Raw genomic sequence first — 20945 nt, 5'->3', positions numbered from 1 at the left:
CATGGGGAAACTATTAAATGGAAAGAATGGAGGTGAAAAATATGAATAAAACTGCAACCGCACTTTTATTTAAATTTATTATGACCTTTGTTTTTGCTATTATAGCCCTGAGATTCATAGACAACAACACATGGGGTTGGGTATTTTGGGTGGCTCTTGCAGGTACAGCACTGAACTATCTTGTAGGTGATCTGTTTGTCCTGCCAAAGTATGGTAATATTGTTGCATCAGTCGGTGATGGTGTCATGGCTGCGCTCGCAGCATATATTATAAATTTAATAGTGCCGGCTTTTCAAACAACTTTTACCGCTTTGGCTTTATTTGCGGTGCTAGTTGCGGTGGGAGAGTACTTTTTCCACCAGTATTTACAGCGTTCTGAAAAAGTTGAACCATAAAAAAACAGAAAAAATGCAATAGAAAACCAGGCCCGTCTATTTTGTCCGGACCTGGTTTTTTTATGGGCATTGATTTTCTTTTTTGTGTGTAACAGGCATAATTTTTCCTCAATACTATTATCGACTTTCATATCATGCCAGGAATTAAAAAAACGCATTGATAATACCTCCTGTCTCTGCGGCCACGCATTATATATAAATATAATAGATAATATGTGTTAAGTTGGCAATATTAACGCTATTAAGATAATTTAATATTAGCGGGCTTTAATTAACTATATTTTGATAAAATGTATATGTTATTAGAGTGCAGATACCAACAATCAAATTTAACAATTTAACTTAAAACCAGGACGGGGTAATCGGAGAATAACCTATGGTCTTATCCAATCAACTTAAGGGGTTTTTATATATTCTATTGGCAGACTCGCTATGGGGTCTTTCCGGAACAGTGGCTAAATACCTTTTTAACCAGCAAGTCAGTCCCTATGATTTAGTTCAGTTAAGATTAATTTTGTCATTTATTCTATTAGGGGCTTATTTTGCCGTTGTTAACCCCAAATTATTAAAGGTTCAACAAAGGGATTATGGTTATTTTTTAATCTTTGGCATTTTTGGTGTGGCCACGGTACAATTTACCTACCTTTACGCCATTAGTGAAACCAACGTGGCTACTGCTGTTTTTTTACAGTACCTGTCACCTATTTTTATTCTTTTATACGGACTTTTAACTCGTCAAGAAATAATAACCGCAATTAAGCTGCTGGCCATCAGCAGTGCAACACTGGGTGGATTTTTAATTGTTAAAGGTAATTTCGGCTCGGGGCTGGCTGTTACAATACCCGGTTTAATTGGTGGTTTGGCGTCAGCTCTTTCTTTTGCCTTTTATACTATTTATGGTAAATACGGACTTGATAGGTATTCGCTCTGGACGCTTTTATTATGGGGAATGGGGGTGGGGGGTATTGTGTGGATGTTTCATGCGCCGCCCTGGGTTACTTTCTTCTCATATAGTCGCGAGGTTTCTGTTTTTTTCTTTTACATTGCTATTTTTTCTACCATTTTGCCGTTTGGTTTCTTTTTTAAAGGTTTGCAATACCTTTCCCCTGTGGTTACGGGGATTACCAGTTCCATGGAGCCTGTGCTGGCGGGTATCATCGCTTATATCATTTTAGGGGAAGTGCTTTCGAATCTGCAGATTATCGGCTGTTCGCTTGTAATTGTGGCTGTTGTGCTGGTACAAATCAGAAAAGAGAAAAAACCATAGGCTTTCGGGAAATTGCCGGGCGGCAAATCAGCCCGGAGCTGGCCCGGGAGCTGTTAGAGAAGGGCAGGACCGGGGTGGTCGAAGGGTTTATTTCACGTGCTGGTAAAGCTTTTAACGCAGCCCTGGTACTGGGTCCCGACGGCAAGGTAGGGTTTGACTTTCAGGGGAAGGGGCAGAAATAAGAGTTTTGCAAATGTGCTTTGTTTTTAGCAATAATGCATCAATTCTGTGCATTGCTGGTTTAACATAATTTCATTAATAGTATGACTTGCAGCACAGCAAAAAAGAGGGCTTATAACCCCTCTTTTTTAACTGCCTTTTATCTTTTTAAAAAAAATTATTCATTGAGCAATTGTTTGGCGATAACGATGCGCTGTATTTGGTTGGTACCCTCGTAAATCTGGGTTATTTTAGCATCCCTCATGTAGCGCTCCACAGGGTACTCCCGGCAGTAACCGTAGCCGCCCAATATTTGCACAGCGTTGGTGGTTACCTCCATGGCGGTATCGGTGGCGTACATTTTAGCCATGGAGGCCTCCTTGCTGTAGGGTAGTCCCATGTCGCGCATGCGGGCGGCCCGGTATACGAGAAGACGGGCGCAGTCGATGCGGGTGGCCATGTCCGCCAGCATAAACTGGATAGCTTGGAAGCTGGCTATGGATTGGCCAAACTGTACCCGTTCTTTGGCGTACTGTTTCGCTACGTCAAAGGCGGCCTGGGCAATGCCCAGTCCCTGGGCACCAATGCCGATGCGCCCGCCGTCTAACAGGGACATGGCTATTTTAAATCCTTCCCCTTCACGGCCTAACAGATTTTCTTTGGGTACCATGGCATTGTCGAAGATTAATTCGGTGGTTACGTCACCGTGTAGTCCCATTTTTTCTTCGGTTTTTCCAACGGAAAACCCGGGGGTGTTTTTGTCAATCAGCAAACAGGTTACACCATTGTGGCCCAATCTCTTATCCAGAGTGACGAAGGTGACATACACACTGGCATCGCTGCCGCTGGTGGTAAAAATTTTATTACCGTTGACAATATAGTGATCACCCACTAACCTGGCGGTGGTGGAGATGTTGGCCGCATCTGAGCCGGCATTGGATTCGGTGAGGGCAAAGGCTCCTACGTATTTACCCGAGGCGAGTTTGGGGATATATTTTTGTTTTTGCTCTTCAGTGCCGAAATAAAGAATGGGGAAAGTACCCACCGAGGTGTGAACGGCTAGTATTACTCCTGTGGATGCGCAGGCCCGGGATATTTCCTCAACAGTAATTATATATGAAAGAAAATCACAACCTGCACCGCCATACTCTTCGGGGATAGGTACCCCCATCAGACCCAGCTCGCCCATTTTTTTAATGTTCTCTATAGGGAAACGATGGGTACGGTCAATTTCAGCTGCCCGGGGTGCTATTTCATTTTGAGCCAATTTTTTGACCATATCGCGCATCATTTGCTGCTCTTCTGTAAGCATGTAAGGCATTTGGGGACCACTCCTTTCCTTACTCTACCTTGATCATTATTGCATCACCCTGAGCGGCACCGCTGCAGATAGCAGCTACGCCGATGCCGCCGCCCCGGCGGCGCAGTTCGTAAATTAGGGTCATTAGGATGCGGGCACCGCTGGCACCAATGGGGTGACCAAAGGCTATGGCCCCTCCGTTGACGTTAACCCTGTCGGGATCCCAGCCTGTTATTTTAGCGCTAACCAAAGCCACTGCGGCGAAGGCTTCATTAACTTCCAGCAGATCCACTTGATCTATGGTCATGCCCTTTTGCTTGAGTAGTTTATTTATCGATAGTCCGGGTACGGTGGCGATATATTTGGCGTCCTGTGAAACCGAAGCGTGTCCAAGGATGGTGGCCAGCGGCTGTTTACCTAATTCCCCAGCCTTTTCATCAGACATAACAACTAGCGCTCCGGCTCCGTCGTTTACACCAGGTGCGTTGCCGGCTGTAACGGTATTTTGGGGGTCAAAAACCGGTGGCAGCTTGCGCAGCGCCTCAATGCTTGTGTCACGCCGGGGTCCTTCATCGGTGTCCACCACTTTGGCATCGCCTTTCTTTTGAGGTATAAGCACAGGTACTATTTCATCTTTAAGCCGGTCACCTTCCATGGCGGCAATGGCCAGTTGATGACTGCGCAGCGCCCACTCGTCCTGTTCTTCACGGCTGATTCCATACTCAATGGCTACTTCACCGCCATGAATGGCCATGTGCCGGTCGTAAAAAGAGCACCATAAACCATCATTTACCATTAAGTCGACAAATTTCGTATCAAACATACGCAGCCCCCAACGGGCGTTGGATACAAAATATGGTGCATTGCTCATGCTTTCCATACCGCCCGCAACAATAATATCGGCATCACCAGACCGGATCATCTGGTCGCCCATGGTAACAGCCCGCAACCCCGATGCACACACCTTATTTATAGTTTCAGAGGGGACTTCCCAGGGCAGGCCGGCTTCCCGGGTGGCTTGGCGCGAAGGTATCTGCCCGCAACCGCCCTGGAGTACCTGGCCGAATATTACGCTGTCTACCATAGCGCCGTCCAAGCCAGCTCGGTTTATAGCTTCGGCAATAGTGATACCGCCAAGTTTTGTGGCCTTTAAAGGTTTAAGTGCGCCACCAAGCCTGCCGAAAGGGGTCCTGGCTGCACTAACAATTACAGTTTGTCGCATTTTAATACTCCCTTCTTAGTTAATTAAATATTTAATGTTAACTTATTTATTACAAATATTTTAAAATTTAAATTATTTGCAAATATTGTGCCAGGTTTAGTGTTTGTTTTTTAATATTCAGAATCAAATCTAAATGCAGACTTATCAGTTATTTTATCTTGCAATACTTTATAGGTAAATTTTAACTGTGTATTTATTTGTATACAGTTGGTCTGTTGGTATGTAAATGGTTGTGTTGTTCACCAGTTCGTTTAACGAGACCCAGGGAGCCTGGTCCTTATAAGTCTAGAAAAATCGTGTTCAGTGTTGAGTTTATTTTTTTAGAAATTTTTATAAATTATAAAGGGCATCGCTATGTAGCGATGCCCTTTATTTCCCCAGTACTTCTGGGGCATTGTATATTAATTGTGCAATATTAAACATTCCCGGTATTTGTTTGTATCTTATAAGCTTTTATAGTCCTACTCGATAGTCATAATTACTGTATCGGTGTTAATTACGTCGCCAGCTGCCACTTTGATTTCCTGTACGGTGCCGTCAGAAGGAGCAAAAATTTTAACCATCATTTTCATAGCTTCGATGGTAGCCACAGCGTCGTTGGCTTTGACATTGTCGCCCACCTTTACATCGACGGATACTAATTTTCCAACCATTGGGGAAACTACATTAGCCATTATATTACCTCCTTGGTATATTATTTTAATTTTCCGGGAAATTTATTTATACCGTAATATTCTAAACGATAATAATGAAAACAATACTTACAATACCTTTGTATTGTCTGACGTGCGCCATTCTTTCCTATGACGCGCTTTATCGCCTAATGACCTGCCCCCTCCCCTCAGTTTCGTTTGGGTTACTTCTCTGCACTATTGAAAATTATTACATATTTCAAAAGTAACGTCAATATTTTTACTATAATTGGCTAATGATAATACTGTCTTGTTATTTTATAAAAACCATGCTAAAATATAACCTTAAGTAACATGCCGGCATATTAACCGGCTATTTATTTTTTTGTTGTTAGCCTTGACAGAACAGTGGAAATATTTATCCGCTGGAGGAAATGTTTGCATTTTAGTAGAATACTATTTGTAATTACGCTGGATTTGGATAAAATAATACTGTGCTATGGAAAACATTACATATGACAACTTAAAAGGGGGAGCATTAATGAAAGCGACCGCGGAAAAGCTGGAGAACAATACAGTAGTACTCGATGTAGAGGTTGATGCCGAACAGTTGGCCAGAGCGCTTGATCAAGCTTATCGTAAACTGGTCAAAGATGTACATGTACCTGGATTTCGCAAGGGCAAGACACCGCGGGTGGTGTTTGAAAATTATGTCGGCAAAGCCGCCCTATATAATGAAGCTGTGGAATACGTTATCCCCGATGCTTACATGCAAGCCGTAAATGAAACAGGTGTTGAACCGGTTGCCCAGCCTCAACTTGAAATTGAGCAGGTTGAAGAAGGCAAGGCGGTTAAATTTAAAGCTACCGTACGTGTTAAGCCCGAGGTTACACTGGGTCAGTACACTGGTCTTGAAATAACCAGGCCCAAGGTAGAGGTAACTGATCAGGATGTGGACAATGAGCTTGCCAAACTGCAGGAAAGACATGCTCAGTTAATTAACCTGGAAGAGGGTGCCGTTGCCGGCGGTGATATAGCTTTGATTGACTTTGTTGGCCGCAAGGATGGGGTTGAATTTGAAGGAGGTCAGGGAACGGATTATTCCCTGGAGATTGGTTCAGGTACATTTGTACCTGGTTTTGAGGATCAGCTTATTGGTGTTACCGTGGGTGAAACCAGGGATATTACCGTAACCTTCCCGGAAGACTATCCTAATGAAGATCTCAAAGGGCAGGAGGCGGTGTTTACTGTTACTGTAAAAGGCATCAAGCGCAAGGAAATTGCTGCTCTTGATGATGAGTTTGCCAAGGACGTCAGTGAATTTGATACCCTTGAGGAATTAAGGGCCGATTTGCTGAATAAGTTAAAAGAAGCTGCCGACAATAGAGCCCAGCAGCAGATAAAGGGTGACGTGGTGCAAAAGGCCGTGGAAAACGCGGTGGTGGACATTCCAGAGGAAATGGTGGACACCCGGGTTGATGAAATGTTGGTTAATATGGAAAGACGCCTGATGTCCCAAGGAATGAACATGGAGAATTACCTGAAATATACTGGATCAACCATTGATGATTTGAAAAAGAGTTTTCGTGATGATGCCAAAAGAGGCGTTAAAACAACTCTTTTGCTGGAGGCTATTGCCAAAAAAGAAGCTATTGAAGTTAGTGATGAAGATTTGGAAAAAGAGATTGCTACAATGGCCGAAAATTACCAGCAGGATCCTAAAGTTTTGCGTAAAATACTTGAAGGACAGAATCAAGTCGAATTTATCCGGGAAGGTTTGCAGCAACAAAAAGCCATTGATTTTATTGCCGATCAGGCCACGCTAGTGGAGGGCACAAACGAGCCAGTCGAAGAATAAGTTATTGCCAAAAGGTTATTTTTTAGTGGTATGGTCTTAAATAATACCGTATAATATTAGGAGGAGATCCGCATTGTCTTATCTGGTTCCTATTGTAGTTGAGCAGACCAACCGGGGCGAAAGATCTTACGACATCTATTCAAGACTTTTAAAAGACCGGATTGTTTTTATCGGTGGCCCCATTGATGATACTGTGTCCAACCTGGTTATAGCCCAGTTATTGTTTTTGGAAGCGGAGGACCCAGAAAAGGATATTAATATTTACATTAACTCGCCAGGCGGGGTGGTAACTGCAGGCATGGCCATTTATGATACCATGCAGTACGTTAAGCCCGATGTTTCCACTATTTGCCTTGGCCAGGCGGCCAGTATGGGTTCTTTCCTACTGGCGGCCGGTGCGCCCGGTAAACGCTTTGCACTACCCTACGCCCGGATTATGATTCACCAGCCGCTGGGTGGAGTGCAGGGCCAGGCTACGGATATCGATATCCATGCCAAGGAAATATTACGCATGAAAGACACTTTAAATGACCTACTGGCCAAACATACCGGCCAGCCCAGGGATAAGGTAGCCCGGGATACGGAACGTGACTTCTTTATGTCGGCTGAAGAGGCAAAAGAGTACGGCCTCATAGACAAAGTGTTTGTGAGGGCCAAGCAAAGCTAAAAGAGGTGGAATTATGTTTAATGAAAAAGGTCAGTTAAAATGCTCCTTTTGCGGCAAGCTCCAGGATCAGGTTAAAAAACTCGTAGCCGGGCCGGGCGTATACATTTGTGATGAGTGTATTGAACTGTGCAATGAAATTATTGAAGAAGAGTTGAGCGAAGATATCGGTCTGGAACTCGGGGATATTCCCAAGCCAAAGGAAATTAAGGATATCTTGGATCAGTATGTCATTGGGCAGGACAGCGCAAAAAAATCATTAGCCGTGGCTGTATATAATCATTACAAACGAATCAACCTGGGTGGCAAAATAGATGACGTGGAATTGCAAAAGAGCAATATAGTTATGTTGGGGCCCACCGGTAGCGGGAAAACCCTGTTGGCCCAAACGCTGGCCAGATTGCTAAACGTGCCTTTTGCTATTGCTGATGCTACATCGCTTACTGAGGCCGGTTATGTGGGCGAAGATGTGGAAAATATTTTGCTTAAGTTGATTCAGGCTGCTGATTATGATGTGGAAAAAGCCGAGCGGGGCATTGTCTACATTGATGAAATTGATAAAATTGCCCGCAAGTCTGAAAACCCGTCCATCACCCGGGATGTGTCCGGGGAAGGTGTGCAACAGGCACTGTTGAAGATACTGGAGGGCACCGTGGCTAGCGTGCCACCACAGGGCGGTCGTAAACACCCGCACCAGGAATTTATTCAATTGGATACCACTAATATATTATTTATCTGTGGCGGCGCATTTGACGGTATTGAAAAGATCATTCAAAACCGTACCGGTAAAAAGGTGATGGGCTTTGGTGCTGAAATCAAGCCCAAGCAGGAAATGCGCATTGGTGAAATACTATCTCATATATTACCTGAAGACTTGTTGCGTTATGGGTTGATCCCTGAGTTTGTGGGACGCCTACCCATCATAGTCACTTTGGATGCACTGGACGAAGATGCACTGGTACGTATTCTAACTGAGCCGCGGAACGCGCTGGTTAAGCAATATGAAAAGCTTTTGGATCTGGATGGAGTTGGTTTGGAATTCCAGAGCGATGCCCTGAAAACCATTGCCCAGGAGGCGTTGCGCCGCAAAACCGGTGCCCGGGGATTACGTTCCATACTTGAGGATATTATGTTGGAAATTATGTATGACGTTCCTTCCCAGCAGGATATCGCCAAGTGCGTAGTAACTAAGGATACCGTACTAAATAAAGAAAAACCGATTGTTATAACCATGGAGCGAAAAAAGAAAAAAGAAGAATCCGCGTAAAAATCCACCCAAGGGTGGATTTTTTTTATGGGGTGGGTAAAGAAAATGGTATTCCCGACGCCTCACGGTTTTTATAAATTACAGCGTGATGCGAAAAATATGACATTGCAGGGGTTGGATAAAATATGAAAAAATTAGGCAATAATATAATATCAGTCATCATACCCGTTACAGGCCTGAAAAAGCGGGTAATTTATATATTAGTTAGGCAAGGGGAGGCACCGTAATGGAATTTTCCAGTGGCATAGCTAGTTTTATTACATTTATTCAGGTGTTTTTCGCTGTAATTATTGGGTTATATTTTTGGAATTTACTTAAAACGCAGCAGGGCAATAAATCTGCCGTGGAAAGGGAATCCCGCAAAGAGCTGGAGAAATTGCAGAACCTGCGCAAAATATCCCTTTCTGAACCTTTGGCTGAAAAAACCAGACCTGGCTGTTTTGGTGAAATTATTGGTCAGTCTGAGGGTTTAAAATCTCTTAAAGCGGCATTGTGCGGACCCAACCCTCAGCACGTGATAGTTTATGGGCCGCCCGGGGTGGGTAAAACAGCAGCGGCCCGGTTGGTGTTGGAGGAAGCCAAGAAAAATCCCTCTTCTCCATTTAAAGATAACGCCCGATTTATTGAAGTGGACGCTACTACAGCACGTTTTGATGAACGTGGTATTGCCGATCCGTTAATTGGCTCAGTGCACGATCCTATATATCAGGGCGCAGGGCCCATGGGTATGGCGGGTATTCCGCAGCCCAAGCCCGGGGCAGTGACCAAGGCACACGGCGGCATGTTGTTCATTGATGAAATAGGTGAACTGCATCCCATCCAAATGAATAAACTGCTTAAAGTGATGGAAGATCGCAAAGTGCTCCTGGAAAGTGCCTATTACAGCTCCGAAGATGCCAACATCCCAGGACATATTCATGATATTTTTCAAAATGGGTTGCCTGCTGATTTTAGGATGGTAGGCGCTACCACCCGCACGCCGGACAGTATTCCGCCAGCTATCCGGTCCCGGTGCCTGGAAATTTTCTTTCGGCAGTTGATGCCCGAAGAAATAGGTGCCATTGCTGCCAATGCCGTACAAAAAATTAGTTTTACCCTGGCGGCACAGGGGCTGGAAATTATTAAAAAGTATGCCACAAGCGGACGAGAGGCGGTCAATATTATACAACTTGCCGCGGGTATTGCTGTTACCGAAGGGCGTAAAGAAATAGAATCTGCGGACGTGGAATGGGTGGTCAATAGCGGTCAGTATGCTCCGCGCCCGGAAAAAAAGGTGCCGGCCGAGCCCCAGGTGGGACTGGTCAATGGTTTGGCGGTGTATGGTCCCAATATGGGTATGCTGCTGGAAATTGAAGTGGGTGCAATACCGGCACCCTCCGGCCAGGGTAAAGTGGTGGTTACCGGCATAGTGGACGAAGAGGAGTTGGGTAGCCGGGGTAAAACCATTCGGCGCAAAAGCATGGCCCGGGGGTCGGTGGAAAATGTGCTTACTGTGCTTCGGCGCACTATGGATGTTGATCCCCGGGATTATGACTTGCATGTAAATTTCCCGGGGGGCGCTCCGGTGGATGGCCCATCGGCCGGCGTGGCTGTGGCTGCTGCCGTGTTCTCCGCCATTACCGGAATTCCAGTTGATAATACCGTGGCCATGACGGGTGAGGTATCCATCCGAGGTTTTGTTATGCCTGTAGGTGGTGTGGTGGCCAAAGTGGAAGCTGCTCGACATGCCGGCGTAAAAAAGGTATACGTTCCGGCAGATAATTACCAAGAAATGTTTCAGGATATTACGGACTTGGAAGTGTTGCCGGCTGATACGCTAAAAGAAGTTATAAATGGTTCCCTTATGACACGCGGCTTAGAGAAGAAACTGGTGATTGGCGGACAGCAAAGGGAAACTCTGGGTAGTGGTAATTTTGTGCCCGCTGCTGGAGCAACGGTTACGGGGGAATATTAAGGGTTTTATTAGCTCTGATAAATTTTAAGTTTCAAAGAATTTGGCAGATATATTTTTTTGGAAAGAAAGTTATAAGGTTGAAAATAGCAGTTTATCAATGCTAAAATATGGATTACCGCCCCCGTACGCACTTTCCCGTTATCATGGCACTTATTGCTATGGCGACGCCCATTGTGGTATGTTACAATAAACAATGGATCTGCCCATGCATATGTTAATTTAAAGCAAAAGGATTAACATCGAAGGAGGTGCTCCATGAATCCTATAGAAAAACGGGTATTACCTCTATTACCTTTAAGGGGAATACTGGTTTTTCCCTATATGGTTATCCACCTGGATGTGGGTAGGGAAAAATCGGTTCAAGCTATAGAAGAAGCTATGGTCAAGGAAAGGGTAATTTTCCTGGCCACCCAAAAGGAAGCCCAGACAGACGACCCCATGGAAGAAGATATTTATAATGTTGGTACGGTGGCCGAGGTAAAGCAGTTGTTAAAGCTGCCCGGAGGCACTATCAGAGTTTTGGTTGAAGGTATTGCCAGGGCAAAAATTAATAAATACGTTAGCAAGGAGCCATTTTTCAGCGTTGAGGTAGACCAGTATGCCGAAGAGTTTGATAAAAGCTCTCAGGTTGAAGCGCTGATGCGTAACCTGGTCACTCAATTTGAGCAGTACGTAAAACTAAGCAAAAAAATACCACCGGAGACCGTAGTTACAGTGGTTAATATCGATGACCCGGGGCGATTGGCTGATATAGTGGCCTCTCACCTGACACTGCGTATTGAGGATAAACAGTCTGTTCTAGAAGCCATTGATATAGTAAAACGTCTGGATAAGCTATGCGCTATTGTAGCCCGGGAACTGGAAATTGTAGAGATGGAGCGTAAAATTAACGTCCGGGTGCGCAAGCAAATGGAAAAAACCCAGAAGGAGTATTACCTGCGGGAACAGATTAAGGCGATTCAGCGGGAGTTGGGTGAAAAGGATGACCGTGTGGCAGAGGGCGAGGAGTTAAGGGAGAAAATTGCCAAGGCCAAGCTGCCAAAGGAAGTGGAAGAAAAAGCGCTTAAAGAAGTTGAGCGTTTGGAGAAAATGCCCCCTATGGCTGCTGAGGCGGCAGTAGTGCGTAATTACCTGGATTGGCTTTTGGCTCTACCCTGGTCTAAAAGCACCAGGGATCGTCTTGATATTAACATGGCTGAGACGGTACTGGATGAAGACCATTACGGCTTAAAAATAGTTAAAGAGCGTATTTTAGAATATCTGGCTATTCGAAAGCTGGCTAAAAAAATGAAAGGGCCCATCATATGCTTTGTGGGGCCGCCCGGTGTGGGGAAAACATCGCTGGGCCGATCCATAGCCCGTGCACTGGAGCGTAAATTTGTGCGTATTTCTTTGGGTGGCGTGCGGGATGAAGCTGAGATCCGGGGGCACCGTCGTACTTATGTGGGTGCCATGCCGGGTCGAATTATCCAGGGCATGAAAACCGCAGGTTCCAAAAACCCAGTCTTTTTGCTGGATGAGATTGACAAAATGAGCATGGATTTCCGCGGCGACCCGTCATCAGCGCTGTTGGAAGTGCTTGATCCTGAACAAAATAATAGCTTTAGCGATCATTACATTGAATCACCCTATGACCTCAGCAACGTTATGTTCATTACCACAGCCAATATTCAGCATAACATTCCCCGGCCACTGTTGGACCGGATGGAGATAATTAATATATCAGGTTATACTGAGGAAGAAAAAGTGCAAATAGCCATGCGTCACCTGCTGGCCAAGCAGATTAAAGAGCATGGGTTAAATAATGAAATGGTGCAGATTTCCGAAAATACCATCAGGCGGGTTATCCGGGAATATACCAGGGAAAGCGGCGTGCGCAATCTGGAACGTAATATTGCCTCTCTATGCCGCAAAGCTGCCAAACAAATTGTGTCAGGTAAGACCAGCAAAGTTAAGGTAACAGTGCAAAACCTGGAACAGTTCCTGGGCAAACCCAAGTATCGTTATGGTATTGCTGAACAGGAGGACCAAGTGGGCGTGGCCACTGGCCTTGCCTGGACCGAGGTGGGCGGTGACACGCTAGCCATTGAAATAACCACTTATAAAGGTAAAGGTAAGCTAACCCTGACCGGTAAACTGGGCGACGTAATGAGAGAGTCGGCCCAGGCCAGCTATAGCTACGTGCGCAGCCGGGCTGCGGAGTTAGGTATTAAAGAAGAGATGTTCGATAAATATGATATTCACGTACACGTACCCGAAGGAGCCATCCCCAAGGACGGTCCCTCCGCTGGTATTACCATGGCGGTAGCCCTGGCTTCGGCGCTCACTGGTCGCCATGTGCGCTATGATGTGGCTATGACCGGGGAAATAACGCTGCGGGGGCGGGTGCTTCCTATAGGCGGGCTTAAGGAAAAGGTGCTAGCTGCGCATCGTGCCGGCATTAAGACGGTGCTGCTGCCTATGGATAACCGCAAGGATATTGAGGAAATACCTGCTAATATTAGAAAACAGATAGAACTAGTGCCTGTAGACCATATGGATGGGGTACTCAAGATTGCATTGCGGGAAAATGAGTTCACACCCGAGACGGAGCAGATAGAACCCCCGCCTCAGCTGCCATACGGAAAGGTTATGGAGACCGAGGGAGGAACCGGACTGCCCAATGAAAATAACTTCAGCTGATTTTGTGACCAGTGCTACTAATCTGGATAAGTGTCCGGCCGGGAGTCACCCTGAGGTAGCCCTGGCCGGGCGTTCCAATGTGGGAAAGTCAAGCCTGTTTAATGTTCTTGTAAACCGCAAGCGTTTGGCCCGCACCAGTAATACACCCGGTAGGACACAGCTGATTAATTTTTTTATCATTAATGATAAGCTTCATTTGGTGGATCTGCCGGGCTATGGTTTTGCCAAAGTGCCGGTCCGGGTAAAGGCCCAATGGGGTAAAATGATCGAGGGCTACCTGGCCGGGCGGGAACAACTGCGCGGCGTGATACTTTTGGTAGACGTGCGCCACAAACCCACACAGGATGACCAGCAGATGTATAACTGGCTGAAAGCATACCGTATCCCAACCGCAGTGGTGGCTACCAAGGCCGATAAGCTTAGCCGGGGGCGGGCCATACAAAACCTTGCCGTGGTACGCAAAAACCTCCAGCTTGCTGATGCAGATCCCCTGGTATTGTTTTCCGCCGTCACCGGCCAGGGTAAAGAAGACATCTTAACAATCATCAAAAACTGGACCATGGTGCCGGGTGTGAAAGTTGATAGCTGAAAATCGGAAGTTGAAAGCGCGTAAGTATACCAGATAGGTGGATATACGATATACAGTATGTATTAAATAGGGGAGGGGCTATTTGCAGTAGCCTCTCCCCTATTTTAAATTTGTTTAAAATAGATGATCTATTTCTAAGTTTAGAAACTCGGGGGAGCACGAGGGGGCTGTTATCCCCCTCAATTCATTGAGGGGATACACGGACCCCCTCGTCCGGGCGTAAGCCCGGCAATTTCCCCTCGCAAACATAGGTTTGCTGTGGTACAATAATGGTATGAAAAACCAAACTTGGAAGTCAACAGGCACAGCAGTTTACAACATCAACTATCACTTTGTACGGTCAACCAAGTATCGCAAAAAAGCGCTAACACCGCCCATCGAAGAAACCCTAAAGGTGGTTATCATTGACCTTTGTGAGGGGCACGGATATGAGCTAATCACAATGGAGGTGATGCCGGATCATGTGCATATTTTCCTATCCGCGCCCCCGAAGATAGCCCCGGCGGTAATTGCTAAAATACTCAAAGGAGCCAGTGCCAGGATGCTATTCACCCAGCACCCGGAGCTAAAGAAGAAACTATGGAGCGGTCACCTGTGGAACCCGTCCTATTACGTGGGTACCGCCGGTGACATGTCCAAAGAGACTATCCAGCGCTATATCGAAACCCAAAAGGAAGGCGGTGAAGCCGGTGCTGCTCACTGAAAAGGTCGTCCTTTCACCGACCCCAAAACAGGAACAGTGGCTATGGCAAATGAGCATGGCCGCCACAGAGCTGTATAATATCGCCCTGCAACAGCGCAGGTGGCACTTTTACCGGCATCACGGCACCGCCCAAAGCCTAAGTTATACTTACCAGAACAGTCAACTGGTAGAGTTAAAAAAGCGTTCCCTTGCTTCAACCAACTTTACAGCCTGGTCGCCCAAGAGGTCCTGAGACTAGTTAACAAAGACTATCGTTCATTCTGGGGCCGTTTAAAAAACCAGCGGCTAAACGGCGATGAGGTTACTGCCAGGCCACCCTGGTTCAAAAGTGCACTTAAATACTTTACGCTACCCTATATTCAAAGCGGTTTTGAGCTGGACGATGAATATTTGGTAGTTTCCGGCGGCATGGAGTCTTATAAAACCAGCAAAGGCAAAACAAAGCGTCGTCAGTATAAAGAACGCATCAAGATCGAAGGCTACCGTAACCTGCCGGACAATATCCATAGTCTGACCATCTCCTACGAGAAGGGCAAATATTATGCCAACCTGGTGTATGAAATAACCCCTGCCAAGCTGGGCAGCGAACGTCCCCTAAAGGTTGTCGCCTTTGACCCCGGCGTTAAGACGTTCCTGACCGGGGCCACCGACAGCGGGTGCCTTATAGAGGTACACTCTACCGTTAATCGCAGCACCAGGTACTTCGACAAAGAAATCGACCTCGTAAAATCCAAGCTCGACCGGTGCAAGAAAGGTTCCCGGCGCTGGAAGAGACTAAAAAAAGCACTAAGCACACTTTATCAGCGTCGCGCGGGCCAGATAAACGGTACCCTGCACGCCACAGCAAAACTACTGGCTAACAGCCGTCACGATATTATTTCCGTTGGTAGTCCCAACAAACTGGGGATGGTATCAAGCGACCCGGCCAAAGGTAAAGGCAACCAACGTATCAACCGTGCCGTACAGAATAACTGGCCCCATAAGAAGTTCCTCGGCTACCTCGGCTATAAGACAGAAAGCCGCGGTAAGTATACTCACAAAGCCGACGAACGGTATAGCACCCAGACGTGCTCTAATTGCGGCAACCGGCAGAAACTTAAGCCCACGATACGCACCTACAAATGCCCAAAATGCACTATGGTGCTAGGTAGGGACGATAACGCCGCAATCAACCTGCTGAATAACTTATTAACCAGCTTCTACAGGCCGAAAGTGAACTACAGGGACTATCGCAAGAAGAAGATATATAGCCGTACCCTAAGTGGTCAGTGGTATGTGGCCTATAAGAAGGTTGGCTAAACCTAAAAGTTATTGCCTCTTGTGGCCGGGCCATATCGAAAGGTATGTGCCGTAGCAATACGGAAATCTCTGGGATGCTGAAAAAAGCTCTCGGCTCTAAGTTGACTATCTTGGGTTAACTTGGATGCCCCTCACTTTAGTGTCACTTTAGTGAGGGGAGGAGGTCACTTTATCCAGTGAGGGCATAAAAAATACGGTAGTTCTTTGCCTGTTTAATCTGCTTAATCATTCTTGCACTGCTGAATTAGAGGACATCCGGCGGTTGGATGACCTATTGGACAGTTGGCAGCTCGGTCCCGCGCCAGGCGATCTATGGGATACTATAATGACCGGGGTTAGCCAGTGTCATGCGCAAAGTACCTGCTTTGGTAGTTCAAAAAGTAGTCTTTCGGATGGCACTGGGTTCCGTGCTGCACATACCGTAAGCCAGTTAGTTCTGACACAAAGCGGCACTCAGCCAACCTCCCGTTCTAAGCCCACTTCCGCGAGGCCTGTATCACGCATTATGGCCTGGAAGCGGCATAACCTATCCGAAATATTTGGCAGGCGGGGGCTGCTTCTACGCGACCTGATAGCTGCAGCTGCCGTGTCCCTGGCTATTTTTTGGAGTGCCGGTGGCTGGCTTGATCAGGGACAGATGCTGACCGCAGGAAAAACCATTACCGGTGCGGTGTCCACTTACACCCGGGTAACCGATATGGCTGTGGATAGAGCCACTGCAACTGCGGGGGAATATACCCGAAAAATTTTTTTTAGTGAGGAAATCTTTCAGTAATATGATAAATATTGGCTTATTATATAAAATGCACATTTATTTACGAGGAGTGAAGCAAATATGAAATGTGTAAATCACCCGGAAGTTGATGCCGAGGCGCTCTGCGTTATTTGTAATGCGCCCGTTTGCCGGCAGTGCCGTATTACCCTTAATGACCGGAATTACTGCCAGGCCTGTTTGGCGGAAAAAGTCGGCTCTTTAAATTATGGGATTAGTAAAAATGTGAGCACCTTTTGGGCATTTGTGCTATCTCTGATTCCCGGGGCCGGGTATATGTACCTGGGATTGATGAACCGAGGATTACAAACTATGCTTATATTTTTTGGCACCATATTCGTTGCTGCCATGACTAACATAGACCAACTCCTGCCCCTGGTGCTGCCTGTGGTGCTTTTTTATAACATTTTTGACACATTGCAGCTGACCAGGCGGATACGGGAGGGGGTACCTGTTGAGGATCAACCATTACTTGATACCGTCGAACATGCCAAATGGCAGCACTATTTGGGTTATGCGCTGGTGGGCCTGGGGGTGCTGGCGCTGCTTAATAACCTCCTGCCATACATTTTTAATTACGGGATTATGCACCGGCTGGTTACCCCATTATTGATTATAGCTATTGGTATATTTATTTTATACAAGAATCTTGAAAGGGGGAAACATAATGACAGCTAAGGGAATGTCTAAGGCCGGCCCTATCACGCTGGCACTGGGACTGGTGATTGGTGGTCTGGTATTGCTGCTGCATAATCTCGGGGCCATTGCCAACCTGGAGTGGTTGTGGAAGCTGTGGCCCGTGTTAATCATTGGCATAGGGTTGGAGTATTTTATCAAAAGGGTGTTAGTTCAGGAGGAAGATGTCCATTTCCATATTCCCAGCCTGCTTTTAATACTGCTACTAATACTATTAGGTGGAATTACATATGCGGCATCTAATATCGGTAGAAACATTGACAGCTTTATCGGAGGGATTCCTTTTCACCAGACGAGCCTTGATTATAGCAGAAACTGGCAGGCGGATCCAGTAGCCGTCAAGGCTGGTGAACAGTTAGTAATTGATAACCGGGTGGGCCGGGTGGAACTGCTGCCCGGTGACGGCGATGTGGTGCAGGTTAGTGCGGTAATCCAGTCACCGGGCCATGGCCCGGCCAGGGAGCTGGTAGATAAGCTGAATCCGGGCATTAGAAGGGAAAACGGGCGGGTATTGGTTACTGTGCCCCAAGTGCCAGATACAGATAGCGGTTTAACAGGCTATATAGTAACCGACTTTAAAATAACCGTGCCTGACGGGGTGCATGTACAGGTGCAAAGTGGTACCGGCCGGGTTATAGCGCAAAACATGGATATTAATCTGGCAATTACCGGTACGACGGGAAGCATTGAACTTAACAATATCGGTGGCAATGTTGAGGCGCGAAATAATACCGGCCGGCTGGAGGTGCTTGACCCTGGCGGTGACCTGATAGCTGAAACCAATACCGGCAGTATAAAAGTTGCATCGAGTAAGCCATTAAACGGGCAATATAATCTAAAAAGCAACACGGGTAAAATCAGCTTGATGATGCCAAAAAACTCCGATCTGGTCATGGAAGCCCGGTCCGCCACGGGGCGGGTATCCGTGCTGGGCTTGCCTGATGATAGAAGCAAATCCGGTCCTTCGGATGAATACAGTTACACGCTGGGTGCGGGCAAGGGGCGGGCTGATCTGGAGGTAGGTGTGGGCACAATCAACATTGAGGTAAAATAAGGGTATTAGCCGTACATAATAATCATAGTTCCCTATCAATAACTGCCTAATGTGTAAAACCCCCAACGTACAAAACTGTAGTCGGGGGTTAATTGCTGTTAAATAGGAAACCATTTTAAATTAAATTTAAATTCAATATAATACTGCAGCAAAAATTACTTATTGGTCCACTGCCTGAAGACATTATCAATTTCCCCTGCTACCGTTCAACTTTCAACTTTCAACACCTGACACCAGCTAGAAGATAATTGATTTTGCAGCAAAGCGATAAACTTAACCTTCCACCAATTCAGTAACAGGCACTTCTTGAATCCCCCCACCGCCTTCCAGGGGCCTAACTTTGGCTGTTTGGTTATCGGCGCTTAAACTTTCAATCCATATCGGAGACCCGTTTAACATTACCTGGTAAGTTTGTTCGGAATCGAATATTTGCTTGGCTCTTGTGACATCCATGACCATTCACTGCTCCTTTTCAATAGTGATTAATAATTTATCTTTTGCTATTAATGCTATTATTGCCAAGTTAGATGCGTTGTAATAGCAGGTATCAACCAATAATTTTCTTGAACCAGCTTTTCTCCCGTTCTTCCTTGGGGATGTATTTGATTGTGTTAATAGCCTGGCTCGCAAAAATGTTGTTTACAGTACCCTTAAAAGTTACGGGAACTGCCAGCTGGCCGGAAGTCTTCATAAGTTGTGTAATGTCATTAAAAGTTTTCACATCAACTTGGGGATATGGCGACCACATTCCCATCTTTAGGTAATACTGGATTATCTTGTTCCTTGTTTTTTTATCCAGTTCATCCAGGTAAATTTTAACTGCTCCGGTTACGATATCAGGTTCATGTTGCATCCATAGCTGAGCCTTGTAGATAGCATTTACAAATCCCTGTACTGCATCGGCATGATTATTAATTATTTCCGGTTGCACTGTACACAGAACGGATGGGAAAGCTCCAGCCTTCTCGCCCGGGCGGGCAATGATGTGACCGGCACCGGTTTCTTCGGCCATGATGGCTTTTGCTGCAGTGAGCTGTATATATGATCCGCTGCCGGATTTAAAAACCCCCAAACGCAATTCATCAGGGATACGGTTATACAGGCACAGATCCCGCATGGGCACCATGCCGGTATCTCTAATTATTTTTTCCATTACCAGGCCAGGACCAGTTTCAGGCGGGTAGCAGATTATGTTTTTATCTTTAAGGCCCTCCCAAGTAAAATTCTCCTTTTCCCTGGCCAATAAAAAGGTGCCGTCGCGGTGGGCCAGAACGGCTATAATTAGTGGTGCTGAAGGATTTACTGATTTACGGTACAGGCAATTCACCGGGTCGGTGAGTATGATATCGGCCAGGTTATCTGCATATGGATCCTGGGTGGCTGTATTAGAACGGTTCAATAGTTGGATCTTTATGCCCTGCTCGTCAAAATAACCTTCTTTAATGGCTACATAAAGTGGCAGGTGAAGCATAGATTTTTCACTTTCCCATACCTTTAAAGTTACTACTTCTTCCTTATCTCTTTCATGGACACTATGCATATAGTAGATTCCGCCACCTGTTATGATGCCCAATGCAATTAATAATGCCATAATAGTTCTTTTTTTAAACAAATTAGATCACCCCTAAGACAAGTAATCAATATTATTTAAAACTATGTGCTTGAAGTGATTTAATGCCTGAAAAGTGTTTTATCAGGCATACAAATACATTTGCAGCATAGGATATAGTAAATTTTTTTCTCGGGGGTAGATTTTATGTTCAAGGGTATTACGCTGGTTAGCTGGTCCCGTAAAGATGGACAGGCCGGTTTGATAAAACCGGGTGCGCTGTGGTCGGGGGTTGTCTGGTCGCTTACAAGCACTGCATTTATATGCGCGGCCCTGATGCTCTGGGTTTTTATGACGGCACGCGAGGTTTATCATTTTAGCGCTTTGATTGTGGCAGGTATTTGGCTGGGTGCATTGCTGGGGGGGGCGGTTGGCGGCAGATCGGCGGGGAGCCTGGGCTGGCTGCATGGCCTGGTGGTAGGATTTATTTATTACCTTGCTGTGATGGTGCTTTTAACGGTATGGAGCACCGGTTTTCCCGTGTTTTCCGTTTGGTTTGCCCATGGACTGGTAGTGGTCATACTTTCTGCTATCGGTGGTATCATTGGCGTAAACATGCCTGGGGCCAGGCGTGGCATTAAAGTAAACCGCTCAAGCCGGAAGCGTTTCCCTGTTTGACTGTACAATGGTTGACAAGATCAAGTATAATAATTAATATAATAGGAGTAAATCAGGCATTGAAGGGGAGTTTAGCCGCATATGGCGATCTCAGAGAGGGAATACCCCGGGCTGTGAGGTATCCCGATCGCGGCGGTTAGTGTCGTCCTGGAGCCGCCGGATTGAACGGTTATGTTAAATTTTAAGGTGAAGTTCTTGTATATAA

At 46.1% G+C, this 20945-nt stretch carries 21 protein-coding genes; 16 read left to right on the top strand and 5 right to left on the bottom strand.

The window, feature by feature from the left end; genetic code table 11:
- Positions 1–17 precede the first annotated feature (17 nt).
- The 3 genes from DESGI_RS15845 to DESGI_RS25780 all read left to right on the top strand — a co-directional run bounded on the left by DESGI_RS15845 (position 18) and on the right by DESGI_RS25780 (position 1844).
- Positions 18–395, top strand: coding sequence for a DUF2512 family protein (locus tag DESGI_RS15845; RefSeq protein ID WP_207638335.1), 378 nt, complete (start codon positions 18–20; stop codon positions 393–395).
- Positions 396–771: 376 nt separating this feature from the next.
- Positions 772–1662 carry a DMT family transporter gene (locus tag DESGI_RS15840; RefSeq protein WP_006523340.1) on the top strand — a complete coding sequence of 297 codons (891 nt, stop codon included), beginning with the start codon at positions 772–774 and terminating at the stop codon, positions 1660–1662.
- Complete coding sequence (locus DESGI_RS25780) at positions 1602–1844, top strand: topoisomerase C-terminal repeat-containing protein (RefSeq protein ID WP_083939900.1); 243 nt, start codon at positions 1602–1604, stop codon at positions 1842–1844. Before DESGI_RS15840 ends, DESGI_RS25780 begins: the two co-directional genes overlap by 61 nt.
- 155 nt (positions 1845–1999) lie before the next feature.
- Here the strand turns inward: DESGI_RS25780 and DESGI_RS15835 are convergent, their stop codons facing one another.
- The 3 genes from DESGI_RS15835 to DESGI_RS15825 all read right to left on the bottom strand — a co-directional run bounded on the left by DESGI_RS15835 (position 2000) and on the right by DESGI_RS15825 (position 5017).
- Complete coding sequence (locus DESGI_RS15835; protein WP_006523339.1) at positions 2000–3142, bottom strand: acyl-CoA dehydrogenase; 1143 nt, start codon at positions 3140–3142, stop codon at positions 2000–2002.
- 19 nt (positions 3143–3161) lie between these two features.
- Positions 3162–4343, bottom strand: a complete 1182-nt coding sequence (locus DESGI_RS15830; RefSeq protein WP_006523338.1) for an acetyl-CoA C-acetyltransferase — start codon at positions 4341–4343, stop codon at positions 3162–3164.
- A gap of 461 nt (positions 4344–4804) precedes the next feature.
- Positions 4805–5017, bottom strand: a complete 213-nt coding sequence (locus DESGI_RS15825) for a biotin/lipoyl-containing protein (RefSeq protein WP_006523337.1) — start codon at positions 5015–5017, stop codon at positions 4805–4807.
- Between the two features lie 499 nt (positions 5018–5516).
- On the opposite strand from DESGI_RS15825, the gene tig reads away from it, so the two are divergent.
- The 12 genes from tig to DESGI_RS15770 all read left to right on the top strand — a co-directional run bounded on the left by tig (position 5517) and on the right by DESGI_RS15770 (position 18513).
- A complete protein-coding gene (gene tig, locus DESGI_RS15820; RefSeq protein WP_006523336.1) occupies positions 5517–6833 on the top strand; it encodes a trigger factor in 1317 nt (438 codons plus the stop codon).
- A 73-nt stretch (positions 6834–6906) separates the two neighbouring features.
- Positions 6907–7500 (top strand): ATP-dependent Clp endopeptidase proteolytic subunit ClpP, encoded by a 594-nt coding sequence (clpP, locus tag DESGI_RS15815; protein WP_006523335.1) that lies wholly within the window; start codon positions 6907–6909, stop codon positions 7498–7500.
- Positions 7501–7513: 13 nt separating this feature from the next.
- Entirely contained in the window at positions 7514–8764 is a 1251-nt protein-coding gene (gene clpX, locus DESGI_RS15810; protein ID WP_006523334.1) for an ATP-dependent Clp protease ATP-binding subunit ClpX, read from the top strand.
- Between the two features lie 226 nt (positions 8765–8990).
- Positions 8991–10718, top strand: a complete 1728-nt coding sequence (lonB, locus tag DESGI_RS15805) for an ATP-dependent protease LonB (RefSeq protein WP_006523331.1) — start codon at positions 8991–8993, stop codon at positions 10716–10718.
- Between the two features lie 255 nt (positions 10719–10973).
- Positions 10974–13400: an endopeptidase La gene (lon, locus tag DESGI_RS15800; RefSeq protein WP_006523330.1), complete on the top strand. Its 2427-nt coding sequence runs from the start codon at positions 10974–10976 to the stop codon at positions 13398–13400.
- Positions 13381–13989 (top strand): ribosome biogenesis GTP-binding protein YihA/YsxC, encoded by a 609-nt coding sequence (gene yihA, locus DESGI_RS15795; RefSeq protein ID WP_006523329.1) that lies wholly within the window; start codon positions 13381–13383, stop codon positions 13987–13989. The genes lon and yihA overlap by 20 nt, the downstream gene beginning before the upstream one ends.
- Before the next feature lie 274 nt (positions 13990–14263).
- Positions 14264–14692, top strand: coding sequence for an IS200/IS605 family transposase (gene tnpA / locus DESGI_RS15790; RefSeq protein WP_015617991.1), 429 nt, complete (start codon positions 14264–14266; stop codon positions 14690–14692).
- A complete protein-coding gene (locus tag DESGI_RS25775) occupies positions 14679–14924 on the top strand; it encodes a helix-turn-helix domain-containing protein (RefSeq protein WP_006523327.1) in 246 nt (81 codons plus the stop codon). Before tnpA ends, DESGI_RS25775 begins: the two co-directional genes overlap by 14 nt.
- Positions 14903–15991 (top strand): RNA-guided endonuclease InsQ/TnpB family protein, encoded by a 1089-nt coding sequence (locus DESGI_RS15785; RefSeq protein ID WP_245561222.1) that lies wholly within the window; start codon positions 14903–14905, stop codon positions 15989–15991. The genes DESGI_RS25775 and DESGI_RS15785 overlap by 22 nt, the downstream gene beginning before the upstream one ends.
- Positions 15992–16265: 274 nt before the next feature.
- The gene (locus DESGI_RS24725; protein ID WP_162141532.1) at positions 16266–16766 is read left to right on the top strand and encodes a hypothetical protein; all 501 of its coding nucleotides are present in this window, start codon (positions 16266–16268) and stop codon (positions 16764–16766) included.
- A 60-nt stretch (positions 16767–16826) separates the two neighbouring features.
- The gene (locus tag DESGI_RS15775; RefSeq protein WP_006523324.1) at positions 16827–17441 is read left to right on the top strand and encodes a B-box zinc finger protein; all 615 of its coding nucleotides are present in this window, start codon (positions 16827–16829) and stop codon (positions 17439–17441) included.
- A complete protein-coding gene (locus tag DESGI_RS15770) occupies positions 17431–18513 on the top strand; it encodes a DUF4097 family beta strand repeat-containing protein (protein ID WP_006523323.1) in 1083 nt (360 codons plus the stop codon). The genes DESGI_RS15775 and DESGI_RS15770 overlap by 11 nt, the downstream gene beginning before the upstream one ends.
- 273 nt (positions 18514–18786) lie before the next feature.
- Here the strand turns inward: DESGI_RS15770 and DESGI_RS15765 are convergent, their stop codons facing one another.
- Together DESGI_RS15765 and DESGI_RS15760 are read right to left on the bottom strand one after the other, a co-directional pair.
- Positions 18787–18972, bottom strand: coding sequence for an H-type small acid-soluble spore protein (locus DESGI_RS15765; protein WP_006523322.1), 186 nt, complete (start codon positions 18970–18972; stop codon positions 18787–18789).
- Between the two features lie 88 nt (positions 18973–19060).
- The gene (locus DESGI_RS15760; protein WP_041284935.1) at positions 19061–20125 is read right to left on the bottom strand and encodes an ABC transporter substrate-binding protein; all 1065 of its coding nucleotides are present in this window, start codon (positions 20123–20125) and stop codon (positions 19061–19063) included.
- Positions 20126–20269: 144 nt separating this feature from the next.
- On the opposite strand from DESGI_RS15760, the gene DESGI_RS15755 reads away from it, so the two are divergent.
- Positions 20270–20740 (top strand): TIGR04086 family membrane protein, encoded by a 471-nt coding sequence (locus DESGI_RS15755; protein ID WP_006523320.1) that lies wholly within the window; start codon positions 20270–20272, stop codon positions 20738–20740.
- The last annotated feature ends 205 nt before the right edge of the window (positions 20741–20945 follow it).

Origin of the sequence: Desulfoscipio gibsoniae DSM 7213 (assembly GCF_000233715.2) — a bacterium.
In the GTDB taxonomy this organism is placed as follows: domain Bacteria; phylum Bacillota; class Desulfotomaculia; order Desulfotomaculales; family Desulfallaceae; genus Sporotomaculum; species Sporotomaculum gibsoniae.
This window is presented reverse-complemented; position numbering and strand designations above follow the sequence as displayed.

What these genes read in the sequence shown, in the direction of transcription:
- DESGI_RS15845 (WP_207638335.1), top strand. Translation starts at nt 18, where the DNA reads ATGGAAAGAATGGAGGTGAAAAATATGAATAAAACTGCAACCGCACTT.
- DESGI_RS15840 (WP_006523340.1), top strand. Translation starts at nt 772, where the DNA reads ATGGTCTTATCCAATCAACTTAAGGGGTTTTTATATATTCTATTGGCA.
- DESGI_RS15835 (WP_006523339.1), bottom strand. Translation starts at nt 3,142, where the DNA reads ATGCCTTACATGCTTACAGAAGAGCAGCAAATGATGCGCGATATGGTC.
- DESGI_RS15830 (WP_006523338.1), bottom strand. Translation starts at nt 4,343, where the DNA reads ATGCGACAAACTGTAATTGTTAGTGCAGCCAGGACCCCTTTCGGCAGG.
- DESGI_RS15825 (WP_006523337.1), bottom strand. Translation starts at nt 5,017, where the DNA reads ATGGCTAATGTAGTTTCCCCAATGGTTGGAAAATTAGTATCCGTCGAT.
- tig (WP_006523336.1), top strand. Translation starts at nt 5,517, where the DNA reads ATGAAAGCGACCGCGGAAAAGCTGGAGAACAATACAGTAGTACTCGAT.
- clpX (WP_006523334.1), top strand. Translation starts at nt 7,514, where the DNA reads ATGTTTAATGAAAAAGGTCAGTTAAAATGCTCCTTTTGCGGCAAGCTC.
- lonB (WP_006523331.1), top strand. Translation starts at nt 8,991, where the DNA reads ATGGAATTTTCCAGTGGCATAGCTAGTTTTATTACATTTATTCAGGTG.
- lon (WP_006523330.1), top strand. Translation starts at nt 10,974, where the DNA reads ATGAATCCTATAGAAAAACGGGTATTACCTCTATTACCTTTAAGGGGA.
- yihA (WP_006523329.1), top strand. Translation starts at nt 13,381, where the DNA reads ATGAAAATAACTTCAGCTGATTTTGTGACCAGTGCTACTAATCTGGAT.
- tnpA (WP_015617991.1), top strand. Translation starts at nt 14,264, where the DNA reads ATGAAAAACCAAACTTGGAAGTCAACAGGCACAGCAGTTTACAACATC.
- DESGI_RS15775 (WP_006523324.1), top strand. Translation starts at nt 16,827, where the DNA reads ATGAAATGTGTAAATCACCCGGAAGTTGATGCCGAGGCGCTCTGCGTT.
- DESGI_RS15770 (WP_006523323.1), top strand. Translation starts at nt 17,431, where the DNA reads ATGACAGCTAAGGGAATGTCTAAGGCCGGCCCTATCACGCTGGCACTG.
- DESGI_RS15765 (WP_006523322.1), bottom strand. Translation starts at nt 18,972, where the DNA reads ATGGTCATGGATGTCACAAGAGCCAAGCAAATATTCGATTCCGAACAA.
- DESGI_RS15755 (WP_006523320.1), top strand. Translation starts at nt 20,270, where the DNA reads ATGTTCAAGGGTATTACGCTGGTTAGCTGGTCCCGTAAAGATGGACAG.